The organism is Rhodoglobus aureus (assembly GCF_039527955.1).
Classification (GTDB): Bacteria; Actinomycetota; Actinomycetes; order Actinomycetales; family Microbacteriaceae; genus Rhodoglobus; species Rhodoglobus aureus.
This window is the reverse complement of the sequence record NZ_BAAAKW010000034.1, coordinates 99,302-113,612: the sequence shown is the minus strand read 5'-3', so window position 1 is coordinate 113,612 and position 14,311 is coordinate 99,302. Positions and strand designations below refer to the sequence as shown.

At 62.3% G+C, this 14,311-nt stretch carries 9 protein-coding genes and 2 pseudogenes; 9 read left to right on the top strand and 2 right to left on the bottom strand.

The features are described 5' to 3' along the window. Positions 1 to 26: 26 nt before the first annotated feature. Positions 27 to 1,517, bottom strand: a complete 1,491-nt coding sequence (locus ABD112_RS10925; protein ID WP_343925804.1) for a hypothetical protein — start codon at positions 1,515 to 1,517, stop codon at positions 27 to 29. Between the two features lie 144 nt (positions 1,518 to 1,661). On the opposite strand from ABD112_RS10925, the gene mvaD reads away from it, so the two are divergent. The 7 genes and pseudogenes from mvaD to ABD112_RS10890 all read left to right on the top strand — a co-directional run. Further along, the gene (gene mvaD, locus ABD112_RS10920; RefSeq protein ID WP_343925802.1) at positions 1,662 to 2,654 is read left to right on the top strand and encodes a diphosphomevalonate decarboxylase; all 993 of its coding nucleotides are present in this window, start codon (positions 1,662 to 1,664) and stop codon (positions 2,652 to 2,654) included. Beyond that, positions 2,651 to 3,709, top strand: a complete 1,059-nt coding sequence (locus ABD112_RS10915; protein WP_343925800.1) for a mevalonate kinase family protein — start codon at positions 2,651 to 2,653, stop codon at positions 3,707 to 3,709. Before mvaD ends, ABD112_RS10915 begins: the two co-directional genes overlap by 4 nt. Beyond that, entirely contained in the window at positions 3,706 to 6,018 is a 2,313-nt protein-coding gene (locus ABD112_RS10910; RefSeq protein ID WP_343925798.1) for a hydroxymethylglutaryl-CoA reductase, degradative, read from the top strand. The genes ABD112_RS10915 and ABD112_RS10910 overlap by 4 nt, the downstream gene beginning before the upstream one ends. A 391-nt stretch (positions 6,019 to 6,409) precedes the next feature. Continuing rightward, the gene (locus ABD112_RS10905) at positions 6,410 to 6,991 is read left to right on the top strand and encodes a type IV toxin-antitoxin system AbiEi family antitoxin domain-containing protein (protein WP_343925796.1); all 582 of its coding nucleotides are present in this window, start codon (positions 6,410 to 6,412) and stop codon (positions 6,989 to 6,991) included. Then, positions 6,988 to 7,743, top strand: a pseudogene (locus tag ABD112_RS10900) (nucleotidyl transferase AbiEii/AbiGii toxin family protein). Before ABD112_RS10905 ends, ABD112_RS10900 begins: the two are co-directional and overlap by 4 nt. Positions 7,744 to 9,023: 1,280 nt before the next feature. Continuing rightward, positions 9,024 to 10,085 carry a tellurite resistance/C4-dicarboxylate transporter family protein gene (locus tag ABD112_RS10895; RefSeq protein ID WP_343925794.1) on the top strand — a complete coding sequence of 354 codons (1,062 nt, stop codon included), beginning with the start codon at positions 9,024 to 9,026 and terminating at the stop codon, positions 10,083 to 10,085. 203 nt (positions 10,086 to 10,288) lie between these two features. Next, positions 10,289 to 10,783 (top strand): annotated as a pseudogene (locus ABD112_RS10890) (SOUL family heme-binding protein); the annotation flags it as partial. Between the two features lie 10 nt (positions 10,784 to 10,793). On the opposite strand, the gene ABD112_RS10885 reads toward ABD112_RS10890, so the two are convergent. Next, positions 10,794 to 11,117: a hypothetical protein gene (locus ABD112_RS10885; protein WP_343925792.1), complete on the bottom strand. Its 324-nt coding sequence runs from the start codon at positions 11,115 to 11,117 to the stop codon at positions 10,794 to 10,796. Between the two features lie 611 nt (positions 11,118 to 11,728). Here ABD112_RS10885 and ABD112_RS10880 point away from each other — a divergent pair. Further along, complete coding sequence (locus ABD112_RS10880; protein WP_343925790.1) at positions 11,729 to 13,294, top strand: carbohydrate-binding domain-containing protein; 1,566 nt, start codon at positions 11,729 to 11,731, stop codon at positions 13,292 to 13,294. A gap of 73 nt (positions 13,295 to 13,367) precedes the next feature. Next, a complete protein-coding gene (locus ABD112_RS10875; RefSeq protein WP_343925788.1) occupies positions 13,368 to 14,168 on the top strand; it encodes a DUF427 domain-containing protein in 801 nt (266 codons plus the stop codon). Positions 14,169 to 14,311 lie beyond the last annotated feature (143 nt).

Genomic DNA, 14,311 nt, shown 5'->3' with positions numbered 1-14,311 from the left:
CACAGAAGGCAACCTGCTTGCACGATTCAGCCGCGGGCTGCGGGCCCCACGAAGCGGTAGTATTCGATCCCGAGATCGTGGAAGTCTGGGCCGTCGAGGGTTCCGACATGGTCGACAACGAACTCATCGTGCACTGGCGCAGCCTGCACTTGTGCGGTTCGCCCCTCGTGCAGTGCGAGGTACTCGGCTTCACTGAGGTCGGTCGGCGTTCCGAGGGCCTCCGCGAAGTTGATGCGTGCTGCGGCGTCGCGCCATCCGGCACCAACCCGCATGGGGAGCGCTTCTGCGGCGTCACCACTGCCATAACCGAGAGCCAGCCACTCCTGTCCCGCGATCTCGAGCTTGTCGTCCACCGCCTGGCGGAGGCCAGAAGCAATCCACGCCGGCAGCGCTGCCGTGTACAGGTTGCCGAGATCGCGCATGGCCTCTGAACCGAGCCCGAGCTTCTCTCCCACCAACGACGCCCACAGCGGGGTCTTGCGCAGGTACTGGCGCAGGACTTTGGCGAGAGGGAAGACGTCTTCGGTGTCTTCTCCCACGGTCACCCCGTGGCCTCGGAACGGTGAAGGTGCAGTAAGTTCAGCGAGCAACGCACCCGCATCAATTCCAGCGTCAGCACAATAGGTGCGCAACTGCTCACGCCCGGCATCGTCTGCCGCAAGCTCGAACAGGTAGGCCATCACCCAGCCGGTTGCGGGCATCCGGTGGTATGGCCGGTGCATGAATACAGCATCAACTTCGTCGAAGTAGTCGACCGGCCGGTAGCCGTCACCGCGTCGAGCGACGCGTTTGGTGAGCATCGCCTCCATGGCGTGGTGAGTCGCATCGATGTAGCAACTCGTCGAATAGCGACCGTTGAACACCGGCAGGTCCTGCATCTGTCCATCGTCGCGTGGCGGCTGGTGAAAGCGCGCGAAGGGTTTGCGGAAGTCCACCATCCGGTATTCCGAGTCGCTGCCGGAACCCGCCAGATCGACCTCGAGAAGCTTCGCGTCGCCGTCCACCAGCATTGCCACCGCGCCAGCACCCTGGGTCGGCTCACCGCTCGACCCGATCGCGTACTCAGCGATATCGGCGCAGACCACGATCGCTAGGCGGCCTGCACCATCCGCGGACAGGTAGCGGAGTGCCGCCTTGAGGCCGTAAACGCCACCCAGGCAGGCGTGCTTAAACTCCGGCACCTCGCAGTCCCTAGCCAGCTCGGGGCGGCCGTGCGCGAGAAGCGCATCGTTGATCATGCCCTTGATGATGATGGCACCCGCGGAGTTATCGCTGCTCGATTCGGTGCCGAGCGCGAGCATCCCGACTCGCGCAGGGTCGATGTCATAGTCGCGGATGAGACGCCAGACCGCGTTGGCCGCAAGCGTGTAAACGCTCTGGCCCGGGCCACGCATCCGGAAGGATCGTCCAACCACACCCTGAACCCTGCCCCAGGGTTCGTCATTCCACTCAGACCAGTCTTCGAGCCGCACACGATATTGCGGAAGATACAGCGACAGGCCACTTATTCCAGACACCAGTAGTTACCGTTTCTACTCTCGTTTGGTTATTCGCCACAACTGGCTCCCAGCTGCACGGTCAATTTTAGCAAGGCTTACGCTGCGTGCGTTGGCCGCGGCGTAAGCCTTGCTAAAATGTCATGAACGCGATCGGAGCACCCAGTGGACCAACCTCTCGGTAATGACCGCACAGCAACCGCTCGCGCGCACAGCAACATCGCCCTCATCAAGTACTGGGGAAAGCGCGATGCCGCACTGAACATTCCCGCCGTCGGCTCGATCTCGCTTACCCTCGACGCACTGTCGACCGACACCAGGGTCACTTTCCGTTCCGGGCTGGAACAGGACGAGTTCTGGCTGGTGGGAACCCGCGCGGATGCCACTAGGGCCAGCCACCTGCTTGACATCGTTCGCGACAGCTCCGGTGTCGGCAGCCGGGCCGTGGTCGAGTCGACAAACAACTTTCCGACGGCGGCGGGACTCGCCTCCTCGGCATCCGGATTCGCAGCGCTCGCGGTCGCGGCCAGTGCTGCCGCCGGACTGTCGCTGGATGACCGTGAACTGTCGATCCTCGCCCGCCGCGGCTCCGGGTCTGCCGCCCGTTCGCTGTTCGGTGGCATCGTCGAGTTGTATGCCGGAACCCGTGACGACGGCCTGGACTCCTTCGCCGAGCCTGTACTCCCCCCTGAAACCTGGCCGCTGACCGTCGTTGTTGCCATCACCGAACTCGGGCAGAAGAGCGTGAATTCGACGGCGGGGATGGGCGGAAGCGCACTGACCTCGCCGTTCTACCCAGCCTGGGTCGACACTGGCAAGGATGACCTCGCGGCCATGCGGCTCGCCATCGCGAACCGCGACTTCGAGCAGCTCGGGGAGCTCGCCGAGTACAGCTGCCTCAAGCTGCACGGGCTCATGATGTCCACGCGCCCCGCGCTGCTGTATTGGAACGCGGCCACGATGGCTGCGATCCATGCCGTGTACGAGCTGCGTGCCAGCGGCATACCGGTCTACTTCACCATCGACGCCGGCCCCCAGTTGAAGGCCCTGTGCCTGCCCGAGCACGCCGGGACGGTGGCGGATGCTCTGGGCCAGGTCGCCGGAGTGCAGGAGACCAGAATCAGCACGCTCGGTCACGGCGCACAACTGCTGCCATGACGATCGATGCCGTGGCGATCATCGAAGCCTCCGCGCCGGGCAAACTGTTCCTGCTCGGCGAATACGCGGTGTTGGATGGCGCACCGGCACTGCTGACCGCCGTCGACCGTCGCGTCACCGTGACCGTCGCACCATCGGATGACGACCGCTGGCACCTGAGCACGCCCGGCCTCGATCTGGACGCCCTCACACTCGAGGCTGACGGAAGCATCCCGGCAGGCCTCGACGGGCGGACACACACACAGCTTCGGGTTTTCGACGCGGTGCGGACCGTGGTGCGCTGCACGGGCGCCCTTTCGATCACCATCGACAGCACGGCATTCTTTGCCGCGGGGCACAAGCTGGGGCTGGGATCTAGCGCGGCGGTTGCCACAGCGCTGACGGCCGCCCTCTCGATTGCTGCCGGGCGCTCGCCGAGCCGGGAGGAGATCCGGATTCTCGCCACGGAGGCCCACCGCTCCGCGCAGCGCGGTACGGGCAGCGGAGGGGATGTCGCCTCCAGTAGTTACGGCGGCCTCATCGGCTATGTGCGCGATACAGCGCCGACATCGCTAGTCTGGCCGCAGGAACTCGAGATCATGGCCGTCGTCACCGGCACCGGCAGCAGCACGACGGACCTTGTCGGCAAGGTCGCAGACTACGCGGCACGAGACACCGCCCAATACCGCGCAGACATCGAACGGCTTGCCGCGCTCGCCGATCAGGCACAGGATGCTGTGCACTCCGCTGAGGACTTCCTCCGTCTCGCATCCGACTACTTCTCTGCGCTCGTCGAACTTGACGCGCATGCCGGTGCGGGCATCGTCAGCGAACACCACCTGCGGCTGCACTCACTCGCGGCCGACCTCGGCGGCGTCTTCAAGACATCCGGTGCGGGCGGCGGTGACGTCGGCCTAGTGTTCGGGAGGAGAGGAGAATCGACCGCGCAGCTTACCGAAGCTTTTGCCGAAGCGGGCGCAGAAGCCGTACCGTTGGGCTTTGGTGCGAATGGGGTGACGATCACTCCGAGCACGGCCACCGCCACACTCAGAATGAGAGACGGGTCTACATCGTGAACTCCTCCCGCATCCCTCGGTTCTATCAGCTGGGCGTGGAGGAGCGTCTGCGGGTGCTGTACGAGCGGGGGGTGCTCAGTGACGCCGACTATCGTGCGCTTGCGACCGGGACATACATGCTCGATCCCGGCACCGCCGATCGACTCACCGAGAACGTTATCGGGGTCTTTTCCATGCCGCTCGGACTCGGGCTGAACTTCCAGATTAACTCGCGTGACTATCTTGTTCCGATGGCCGTCGAGGAGCCGTCCATCATCGCCGCGGTCAGCTCCGCCGCGCGCCTGATACGTCATGACGGCGGATTCACGAGCGTCGCGGATGAGCCGATGCTGATCGGCCAGATCCAGGTCGTCAATGTCGAGGATGCGGTCGGCGCGCAGCAGGCGCTGCTGGCTCGCAAGAGTGAGATCCTCGATCTCGCCAACGCACAGCATCCGAACATGCTGGCTCGCGGCGGCGGAGCCAAGGACGTCGAGGTGTTCTTGCGCGGACAGACAGCGGCGAACGGCGAGCTGCTCGTCGTGCATCTGATTGTGGACAGCCGGGATGCCATGGGCGCGAACCTGGTGAACACCATGTGCGAGGCGCTCGCACCGCTGGTTGAGCAGATCAGTGGCGGGCGGGTATTCCTCCGCATCCTCTCGAATCTCACCGACCGCGCGATGGTGCGGGCGCGCTGCGTCATTCCGGTGGCCCGACTCGCCTGGGGTGATTTCTCCGGAGAGCAGGTTCGGGACGGCATCGTGCTCGCGGCCGAGTTCGCCGCGATGGACCCGTATCGCGCAACCACCCACAACAAGGGCATCATGAACGGCATCGACGCCGTCGCCATCGCGACCGGCAACGACTGGCGCGCGGTCGAAGCCGCAGCACACGCTTATGCCGCGAGCAGCGGGCACTACGCACCACTGACGAGCTGGACAGCGGATGACGCCGGCAACCTGGTCGGAGAAATCGAGCTCCCGCTGAAAGTGGGCACCGTCGGTGGGCAGGTGGAATCCAACCCTGCCGTGCGGATCGCTCACACAATTCTTGGCGTGAGCACTGCGGCTGAACTGGCCGAGGTGATGGCGGCGGTGGGACTGGCCCAGAACTTCGGTGCGTTGAGGGCGCTCTCCACGGACGGCATCCAGCCCGGGCACATGCGCCTTCACGCCCGCAGTGTGGCGGTCGCCGCCGGTGCGACTGGCGCACACTTCGATGAGGTCGTCAATCGGCTGGTCGCGAGCGGCGACATCAAGGTGTGGAAGGCACGGCACATCCTGGACGTGTTGGAGGGCCGGATCGCCGATACCGGGTCGATTCACGCGATCCACACCGCCAGCATCCCGGCACACTCTGCTGTCGCGATGCCGGAACCCGACCCCGCAGAACACAGCGCAAGCTTCGGCTACGGCAAGATCATTCTCCTCGGCGAGCATTCGGTGGTCTACGGCCGTCACGCCATCGCTACGCCGATCGGCCTCACCATCCAGGCCGAGGTGACCCACCAGGAGCATGGCACGGAGTTGGTCATCGCCCGCTGGGATACGGACGCCGCCTACGATCCGATTGGTGCGGGGCTCGCTGAGCAAGTGACCGCGCTCATCGCTGAGCGCCTCGGCCTCGCAGGCAAGGGCATGCGTGTCGACGTCTTTCCCCACTTGCCGCGGGCTAGCGGACTGGGTGCCTCAGCCGCTCTCGCTGTGGCGATCATCCGCGCCATCGCCGACCGATTTGGGCTGGCCATCAGCGACAGCGAGGTGTCGAGTCTTGCGTTCGAATGCGAACGCATCGTGCATGGAACACCGTCCGGCATCGATAACACGGTCGCTACCTTCGGACGCTCAATCCTGTTCCGCAACCCGAATATGGCGTCGGATGCGGCGGCGCCCGAAATCGCGGACATCGTCACACCTGGCCCGATCCAGATCGTGATCGGTCTCACTGGCGTGCGTTCGCTCACCTCGCACACCGTCGGTATCGTGCGTGCCGCGTGGGAGAAGAATCCTGCCAGGTACGAGGCGATTTTCTCCCAGATCGATGAGCTGGTGCTGGCCGGTGTCGGCGCGCTGCGCCGCGGTGATCTCGCGGAGCTCGGTGACCTGATGAACATGAATCACGGACTGCTCGGTGCCTTGCAGGTCTCGAGCCCAGAACTTGAGACGCTGGTGGGTGTTGCCCGGCGAGCGGGAGCGCTCGGGGCAAAGCTCACCGGTGGTGGTGGTGGTGGCGCGATGATCGCGGTCACGGAACCCGGTGCCGCAGAATCGGTCGGTTCTGCCATGCGTCAGGCTGGATTTGTGACGTATCTCACTGAGATTCGCTGAGGCACAGCCTCCTCTTGCCGATGCCCGCGGTCCCATATCGCTGGCAAGCGACACTGGGCAGCGCCAGCGTTGGGTTCCTGCGGAGGTGCGCCCGTTCCTTATCAGCAGTCCCCTATGTCGTGAGGCAGAACTGTCACCGATGTCCTGAGACATCGCAGGCGTGCGGTCGGGCCTGTTTTTCTTTTGCCCACACCCTGCCTACACTTCACAAAGTTTGGGGTCAGTTTTCGGGTGAAATGCGGTCTTTGCGGCTCCTCCCGGCCCAGTGTTCGTCTGGGTTTTGGTTTACCGCACGAGGTTGACCTATTGACTTTTGAGTAGCGGGTCATCCAACCGAACTCACGCCTATAAATAGCTACAGCTAAATCTATCTGTATGCTAAATTGGACACATGTCAACGACGGACCTGCCGATGCGAGCGTTCTCGCAATCTGAGGCGAGCCGCTTGGGGGTCGACTCGCGCCAACTTTATCGGTTGCTTGACAGCCAGCAGATTGAGCGCATCAGTCGTGGGCTATATCGGCGCACCGACCTCCCGATAGCCGACCTCGATCTGACCGAGATTGTAGGAAGGCGTCCTGATGCGACGATCTGCTTAGAGTCGGCTCTTGCACGCTTCGAGTTGATCGATGCAATTCCAACTCGCACTGACATCGCGATCCCTCGGGGCCAGAGGCCTGCGAAGACTCAGGCGGCGGTCGATTGGCATTTGTTTGACCGTGCCACGTTCGAGATTGGTCGCACTCTGCTCGCGACAGGCGACGAAGGTCAGAGCATAGGACTCTATTCAGCTGAGCGTTCCATCGTCGATGCTTTCAGGCTGCGAGGCACTGTCGGGTACGAGACCGGTATCGAGGCGCTGCGCAATTGGTTGACGCTCCCAGCATCCCAACCCGCCAAGCTATTCGCCATAGCGCAGACCCTGCCGCGAGCGATCGGGCCATTACGAACCGCCCTGGAGATACTGACATGACCCCGGAACAGACTTTCACTGCGCTGCAACGCATCGCCCGGCAACAGGGTCGCGCTGTGCAGGAACTTCTTACCCTCTACGTGCTCGAGCAGTTTTTGGCGAGACTGGGGGAGTCCACCTTCGCCGATTCGTTCGTGCTGAAGGGCGGGGTCCTACTCGCTGGCTACGGTCTCCGCCGGCCGACGCGGGATGTTGACATGCAAGCAATCGACTTCGTTCTTGACGAGGAACACTGCCGGTAGGTGGCCGCCGCGGTAGCGAGGGCTGATGGGGGCGACGGTGTCGTGTTCGAGGCGGTCCCGATTCGTATCGAACAGATTCGTGACGAAGAAGAGTATTCGGGGATAAGGGTGCATATCCGAGCCCACCTTCACAGTGCGCGGATAGCGGTGAAGCTCGACATCAGCACAGGGGACCCGATGTTTCCCGAAGCGCAGCGGGTGACGATGCCGCGCATCCTTGGCGGCGAGTTCACACTGATGGGATATGCGCTCGAAACCGTTATTGCGGAGAAGGCGGTCACTATCTTGCAACGTGGAGTCACGAGCACGCGCTGGCGTGACTACATGGATCTGCTGTCGCTTTCTCGCAGCCGGAGCTTCGAGGCGACCACATTGCGTAAGGCGATCGAGGAAGTGGTGAAGTACCGCGGGGTCACGCTGTCAGCCCCTTCTGTCTCACTGAGCGGTCACGATGAGATAGCGCAGCAGAAGTGGGCAGCGTGGGACCCGACTTCGAAAACCTGGATCTGAAGCCGCTCTATCACCCGAGTGAGGTCACCGAGATCCTGATCCATAACACTTTTTGCGAGGAATCATCAGGTTGATCGTGCCCACATTTCACCCACGCTCAGAGAGCATCGTGGTCAACTCGCGGCCGCGGAGTCGCGCCCAGTCACCAGCATTTTGCAGCAATTTTGGGCACTTCCGCATAGTTCTGCGGGAACGGTTTTCGACTACGGATCAATAGGCCGGGGGTTCAAATCCCTCCGGACGCACCAAATAAAACAGGTCTGACCAGCACTTTCTCGTGGAGTGCGGTCGGGCCTGTTTTTCTTTTGCCCACATTTTGCCGACACTTCGAAAACTGTCGGGCCGATAACCGCTCCAATGCGAGCGTTGTGGAGCTACGTTTACCCAGTGTTTGGCCGGATCTCGGCGCAACAGCGAAGTTGACATATTGATCTTCTGATGCTCGGCCCGGGGGCTGCGCCGATGGGCTGCGCCTGCTCACTCGCTGTGAGAGCAGCACGCTTTCGGCTAACCACCCAGAGGGCAGCCGCGGCTAAGAAGCTAGCCGGGGCGCCAATCCACCAACCGGTGCCAAGGTCGTGTTCTACGATGACGTAGTCCGAGCTGACTGGTTCGATTGCAGTCGTATACGAGCACTCAAGCACGGGCGGGAACAGCGTGACGCGATCTTTGGTCTGGACGACAGCGCCCGAGAAGGCCATGCTCGCTGGCACGTACTCCGCGCGATCGTAGTATCCGTTTCGCAATGAACTGCCCGCAAGCAGGAACGGCACGACCAGCAGGAGGAGCCCTGCCGGCGGCAGAGCCGTTGAGTATCACACGAGCGTCATTGTTGAAGGCACTTCACGGATGCTTTCGGAAGACGATCCGACTCTACCGGCCGCCCTCCGCACACTCGTCACACTCGATCCATCACCGAAACACGTCGTGATAAGCATCGCGGCTCGCCGAATCAGCGGCCGGGAGTTCCCGAGACCAACTGGTCGAGGATAGTCAGCGGGAATATCGACTCGGTCGCGCAGACGTTTCGCTGCCACATCAAAGTGAGCGACATCTGCTGTGCGCCGCGAGTCAATCCGAGTGACGAAGGAGCTCGACGGGATCCTTCCACGGGTCGCCACCGGGTAAGGTGGCGCGCCCGCCGTCAGACTTGAGGAGTCCGACCAGGATACGAATTGTCGTTATCCCGCCCGAGGCCTTTCTGTCGCCGACGAAAATTCGTGGATTTATCACGGTCCTGAGTAGCACGCAGATCGCGATCGAGTCGTTATCCTACGAAGATGAGCACCGCCGCGTCGCAGCGACTGGGATTGTCGATCAAGACACTTACCCCGGGGTACTTCGCGCTGACAATGGCAAGCGGCATTGTCTCGGTTGGGATGGAACTCGAGGGCTTCAAGATTCTGTCGCTCGTCTTGCTGGTGATCTGCGCTGCGTCGTTCGTTGTGCTGATTGTGCTGACCATCTGGCGCGCAATCTCGTACCCGGGTGCGATCCGCGACGACTTCATGGATCCGCGACGGGCGTTCGGGTTCTTCACTCTCGTGGCTGGCGCGAACGTTCTGGGTGTTCGATTCCATATGGCGGGCTACCCCCGGCTCACGGGGGCGTTGCTGCTTATCGCGGGTGGTATCTTCCTTGTGATTGGCTACGTCATCCCGTGGACAGCGGCGCTCAGCAAGCAGACTAAATCTGTTATTGCCACCGCCAATGGCACCTGGTTCATTTGGGTGGTCGCCAGTCAGTCAATCGCGATCGCCGCCGCCACGCTAGAACCCGAGGCAGGTTCTGCGCGTACCGTGTTCGCACTGGTAGCCGTTGTTGCTTGGTCAGTTGGTGTGTTGCTGTACGGCGCGACCGCCGTATTCGTGGCGCTACGGCTGATGCTGTATTCCTTCGGCCCACAAGACTTCACTCCGCCGTACTGGGTCACCATGGGGGCGCTGGCCATCACAGTACTCGCCGGTGCACGGATCGAGGACATGGCGGAGGCGCCCATGGTGGATGCGGCCGGGGCTCTGATCGCGGGGCTCTCTGTTGTGTTCTGGGGTATTGCGACCTGGTTCATCCCGCCGCTGGTCGCAGCCGGCCTCTGGCGTCATCTCCTTCACCGAATTCCGCTCCGCTATGAGCCGACCATGTGGAGCATCATCTTTCCGCTCGGCATGTATGCGGTCGCGAGCCTCTCCCTCGGAGCCACCGACCACCTTCCAGTCGTGCTCTGGATCGGCAAGGTCGAGCTGTGGATCGCCTTCGCCGCGTGGCTCGTCACTTTCGTTGCGATGAGCTATCACGTCGTACGGATATTCCTGCCAGTGCGTGCGTCACTAGAGTCACAATGACGAGCACAGCGCAACCATTCTGGGGCCGCCCGGACTCCGTGGGCTGACGCTCTCACGTGGGTTCGAGCATCCGGAGCAGCGAACCGCGCAAAAACTGCGAGCCGCTTCTCAGCGGCCGGGCGTACCCTCGGCGCATGACCGAGAAACAGCCCTACGACCTCCTTCGCACCGAGGGCGTGCTTGAGGTGTGACGCTATCCCGAGCATCTTATTGCAGAGGCCGATGTCTCGGCTGATTTCGAGGATGCCGGAAACCGCGCGTTCCGGTTCCTCTTCGGTTACATCACCGGCGATAACATCGCGAAACAGTCAATCGCGATGACGGCCCCGGTGGTTCAGTCCCGCTCGCAACGCATCGCGATGACGGCACCCGTGGTCCAGACCGGGTCCGGTGGTAACTACACGGTCGCGTTTGTTCTCCCCGCGACGCTGAGTGAAGCATCCGCCCCGCTGCCCACGAGTGAAGCTGTGTCTCTGCGCACTGTTCCGGAACGGCTCGTAGCCGCCGTGCGCTTCAGAGGTCGATGGAGCGAAACCTCGTTCGAGAAGCATCGTGATCAGTTGCTCTCCGCGGTGACGGATGCCGGGCTCGCCATTGTGGGCGATCCGTGGTTCGCGCGTTTCGATCCGCCGTTCAAACCGTCGTTTCTTCGGCACAACGAGGTCCTCATTGAACTGGCGGAGGCTTCGCGACCGTAATCAGTTCGCCCTAGCCGATTCGCTCCTTGAGAAACGCAACAACGCGATCGCGGGCGACCGACGCCGAGTTCGCAGGATTCTCCCGAACCTCACCCGTGAGCACTGAGTGTGCCGAGGTCGCATAGCCGTCGGGGTTACCTGGTGACGAATCCAGTTGGATGATCTCGAAGGCATCACCGAGGCGCGCCTTGATGGTGTCGAATCGCGCTCGTGGAGCCGCGCTGTCTTCGCTGAACCGCAAGCCGAGGGCGCAAACCTCCCCGGCATTCGCCCGCGCTGCGATGCGATCGAATTCCCCTGGAGAGACTCCAGGGCGAAGCCGCCCGTGAAACACTGGCCGATCATCCCGACGCCTCTCCCCGGGGATCGAGCGGCGAGATCAGAGGCGACTGCCCTCAAATAGTTCGTGATCGGCCGAGATGAATTTGTGGCGAAAGCCCGAAACTCTGACGATACGCAGAGCCGGAGCAGTGTCCCCATCATGTAGCCGCCAGACTTGGCCCGCCCCGGATCTCCAAATGGCGAGGGCACGACCACGGTGAAGCCGCCAGCCACAAGGTGCTCGGCGAGTCCGAGGACCTCCGGGGTGATTCCGGGAATCTCCGGGATGAGCACTACTCCCGGTCCCGAGCCCTTTTCATAGCAGTCGTAGGTTGCGCTCGCTCCTGTGAACGGAGAGCGAACCCAACCGGAGAGGTCGGCTACCGGGGCAGATCGAGCACCTGTGGCTGTCATGAGTACATCATCGCTCACGGACTTCGGCCGCGTCTCGCGCTCTGATGGGTCGTGGTCATTGGCGGGCGCCACATGCACGGCTCGCGCATACCCCGCTCATAGGAAGGTCATAGGGACTGCGGATGGGATGGTGCCTGTCACCACGACCCCAGACTTTCCATCCAACCAACGGGCGCGAGTATTGCGCCGAAACTCCTGAGAAGCTTGATTATGAGGCGCAACAAATTCACCCTTACTGCCGCCGTCAGTACTTTCTTGATCGGCGGATTCCTGCTGGCCGGATGCGCAGCCGCAGTCGAGACACCCGCCGTCACGTCCAGCGGGGTCAGCGAGGCTAGCGTCGAGCTTGACCTTGGCGTAGTTGCTACCGAGGTGCTCGCCGCGAACGCAAACTCGACGACAACTAATGACGACGAGTGGACCCTCGACGGAGCAGTGAACATCACGCTCGACGAAGCAACTGCTTCGGCAGACGGTGACGGCGTTGTTGTCGATGGCTCCACCGTGACGATCGCAGCCGCAGGCACCTACGTGCTGGCCGGGCAGTTCGATGGACAAGTTGTCGTCGATACTGCGGATGACGGAGTCGTAGCTATTGTGCTCGACGGGGTAGAGATTTCCAGTTCAATGAGCGCCGCGATTGCGGTTCTCAGCGCAGAAGATGTTGCCGTCTCCCTCAGCGGAAGCAACATCCTCTCGTCCACCGGAGCCGACGCTGAGTCCAACGCCGCGCTGTTCAGCGACGCCGACCTCACAATCACGGGGGACGGATCGCTCACCGTCAACAGCACCCAAAATGATGGGATCATCAGCCAGGACGACCTCGTCATACTGTCTGGCGACATCACCGTCACCGCAGGTGACGACGGACTTCGTGGCAAAGATTCACTCACTATCGAGGGCGGCACCGTCACGGTGAATGCCGGAGGCGATGCCCTGAAGTCTGACAATGAGGAGGACGAGACGCGCGGCTACGTGTACATCGCCAGCGGCACGGTCGCCCTCATCGCGGGTGACGACGGAGTGCAGGCGCAAACTGACATCGTCATTGCTGGTGGCTCGACGACTCTTGACGCTACCGACGACGGACTAAAGGCCGAGGTTTACGCTGTTGTCTCGGGCGGTACAACTGCCGTCGAAAATTCCTATGAGGGTATCGAGGCGTACTACGTCACAATCGCGGGCGGCGCGCTCGCGGTAAACGCGAGCGACGACGGAATCAACGCGACGAGCGGCACCAGCACCACGACCGACATTGGTGGCATCGTTGAGGCCGATGACGGCGCGATGGTCGCCATCACTGGTGGCGAATCCATCATCAATTCGGCCGGTGACGGAATCGACTCGAATGGCTCGATCATGATCACTGGCGGCACCACTACGGTGTTCGGTTCGCCGGAGGACCGCGAGGGAGCACTGGACACCAATGGCTCCCTGGTTGTCGATAGCGGCACGGTGCTCGCTGTCGGAACCACCTTCATGGCTACTTCGCCCGACGCCTCCTCAGCACAGGGCTGGTTGAGCGCAACGCTCGACCAGGCTTACGGCGCGGGTCTGGCCGTGCAGGTGCTTGACGAGAGCGGAACGGTCATCGCTGAATTCACCTCGATCAAGTCCTTCCAATCGGTCGTTCTTTCGGATGCTGCTGTAGTGAACGGCGCCACGTACACAGTCACTGTTGATGGGGCAACTGCCGGAACCGTCACAGCGGGCGCCGCAGCCGCGGGTGGCGAAGGCGCCGGCGGAGGAGCACCCGGCGGGCAGCCGCGCCCGTAACGACGATTGCTGCGGCAATTGCCACTCACATCTGACGGTGGCAGGCTGGTGAGATCAACGAAAGAGGGAACTGATGAACGACTACCCCACGATGATCACGCAGAAGAACTTGATCCAGCCTGTTCCCCGTCGGATTCGTGGCTACTTCGCCGGCGAGCTGATGTTCGACACCACCCAGGCGATCTATGTCTGGGAGTGGTCTCCGTACCCGCAGTACTACATCCCTATCGGGGACGTAAACACTGACTTGCTCGTCGACGAGGTGCAGGAGAAGCACCATTCGCGCGGCACCTACCTGCGTCAGGGCTTCACGGTGGGGGAGCGCGAGCATCCGGCGGCGGCGAAAACGTACACCGACGATTCGCTCGAAGGCCTTGCCGGCATGGTGCGGTTTGAGTGGGATGCCCTTGACTCGTGGTTCGAAGAGGACGAGCAGATCTTCGTGCATCCCCGCAGCCCCTACACCCGGGTGGATGCGGTGCGTTCGACGAGAACAGTGCGCGTTGAGCTTGATGGTGTTGTGCTCGCGGAATCATCGTCGCCCGTCATGGTCTACGAAACCGGGTTGCCGACGCGGTACTACCTCAATCGCACTGACGTGAACTTCGAGCATCTTGTGCATAACGACACCGTCTCCGAGTGTCCGTATAAGGGAACCACCACCGACTATTGGTCGGTGCAGGTCGCTGGATCGCTGCATGCCGATCTCGCGTGGGCGTACGACTTCCCTACGCGTCAGCTGCTGCCGATCACCGGCCTGGTCGCTTTCTACAACGAGAAGGTCGATATTTTCATTGATGGCGTGGAGCTGCCGCGTGCAGAGACACACTTCTTTCCGAAGAAGACCACGACAGGAAGCTCAGCGCGCGAGTGAAGAGCGCTCGGCAGCTAGGTTCGCGATAGCCAATGGAGTCATCCACTGGCGGCATCCGCTTGTTACTCTGTGTCCTATGTTGCTGACAACCCGCCATAGGCCGACGTACCGTAGGCAATATACACCTCGAGCAAGGGCCCTAC

Excerpts from the sequence above, each read along its gene's own strand:
- ABD112_RS10915 (WP_343925800.1), top strand. The coding sequence starts at position 2,651 with ATGACGATCGATGCCGTGGCGATCATCGAAGCCTCCGCGCCGGGCAAA.
- ABD112_RS10905 (WP_343925796.1), top strand. The coding sequence starts at position 6,410 with ATGTCAACGACGGACCTGCCGATGCGAGCGTTCTCGCAATCTGAGGCG.
- ABD112_RS10895 (WP_343925794.1), top strand. The coding sequence starts at position 9,024 with ATGAGCACCGCCGCGTCGCAGCGACTGGGATTGTCGATCAAGACACTT.
- ABD112_RS10880 (WP_343925790.1), top strand. The coding sequence starts at position 11,729 with ATGAGGCGCAACAAATTCACCCTTACTGCCGCCGTCAGTACTTTCTTG.
- ABD112_RS10875 (WP_343925788.1), top strand. The coding sequence starts at position 13,368 with ATGAACGACTACCCCACGATGATCACGCAGAAGAACTTGATCCAGCCT.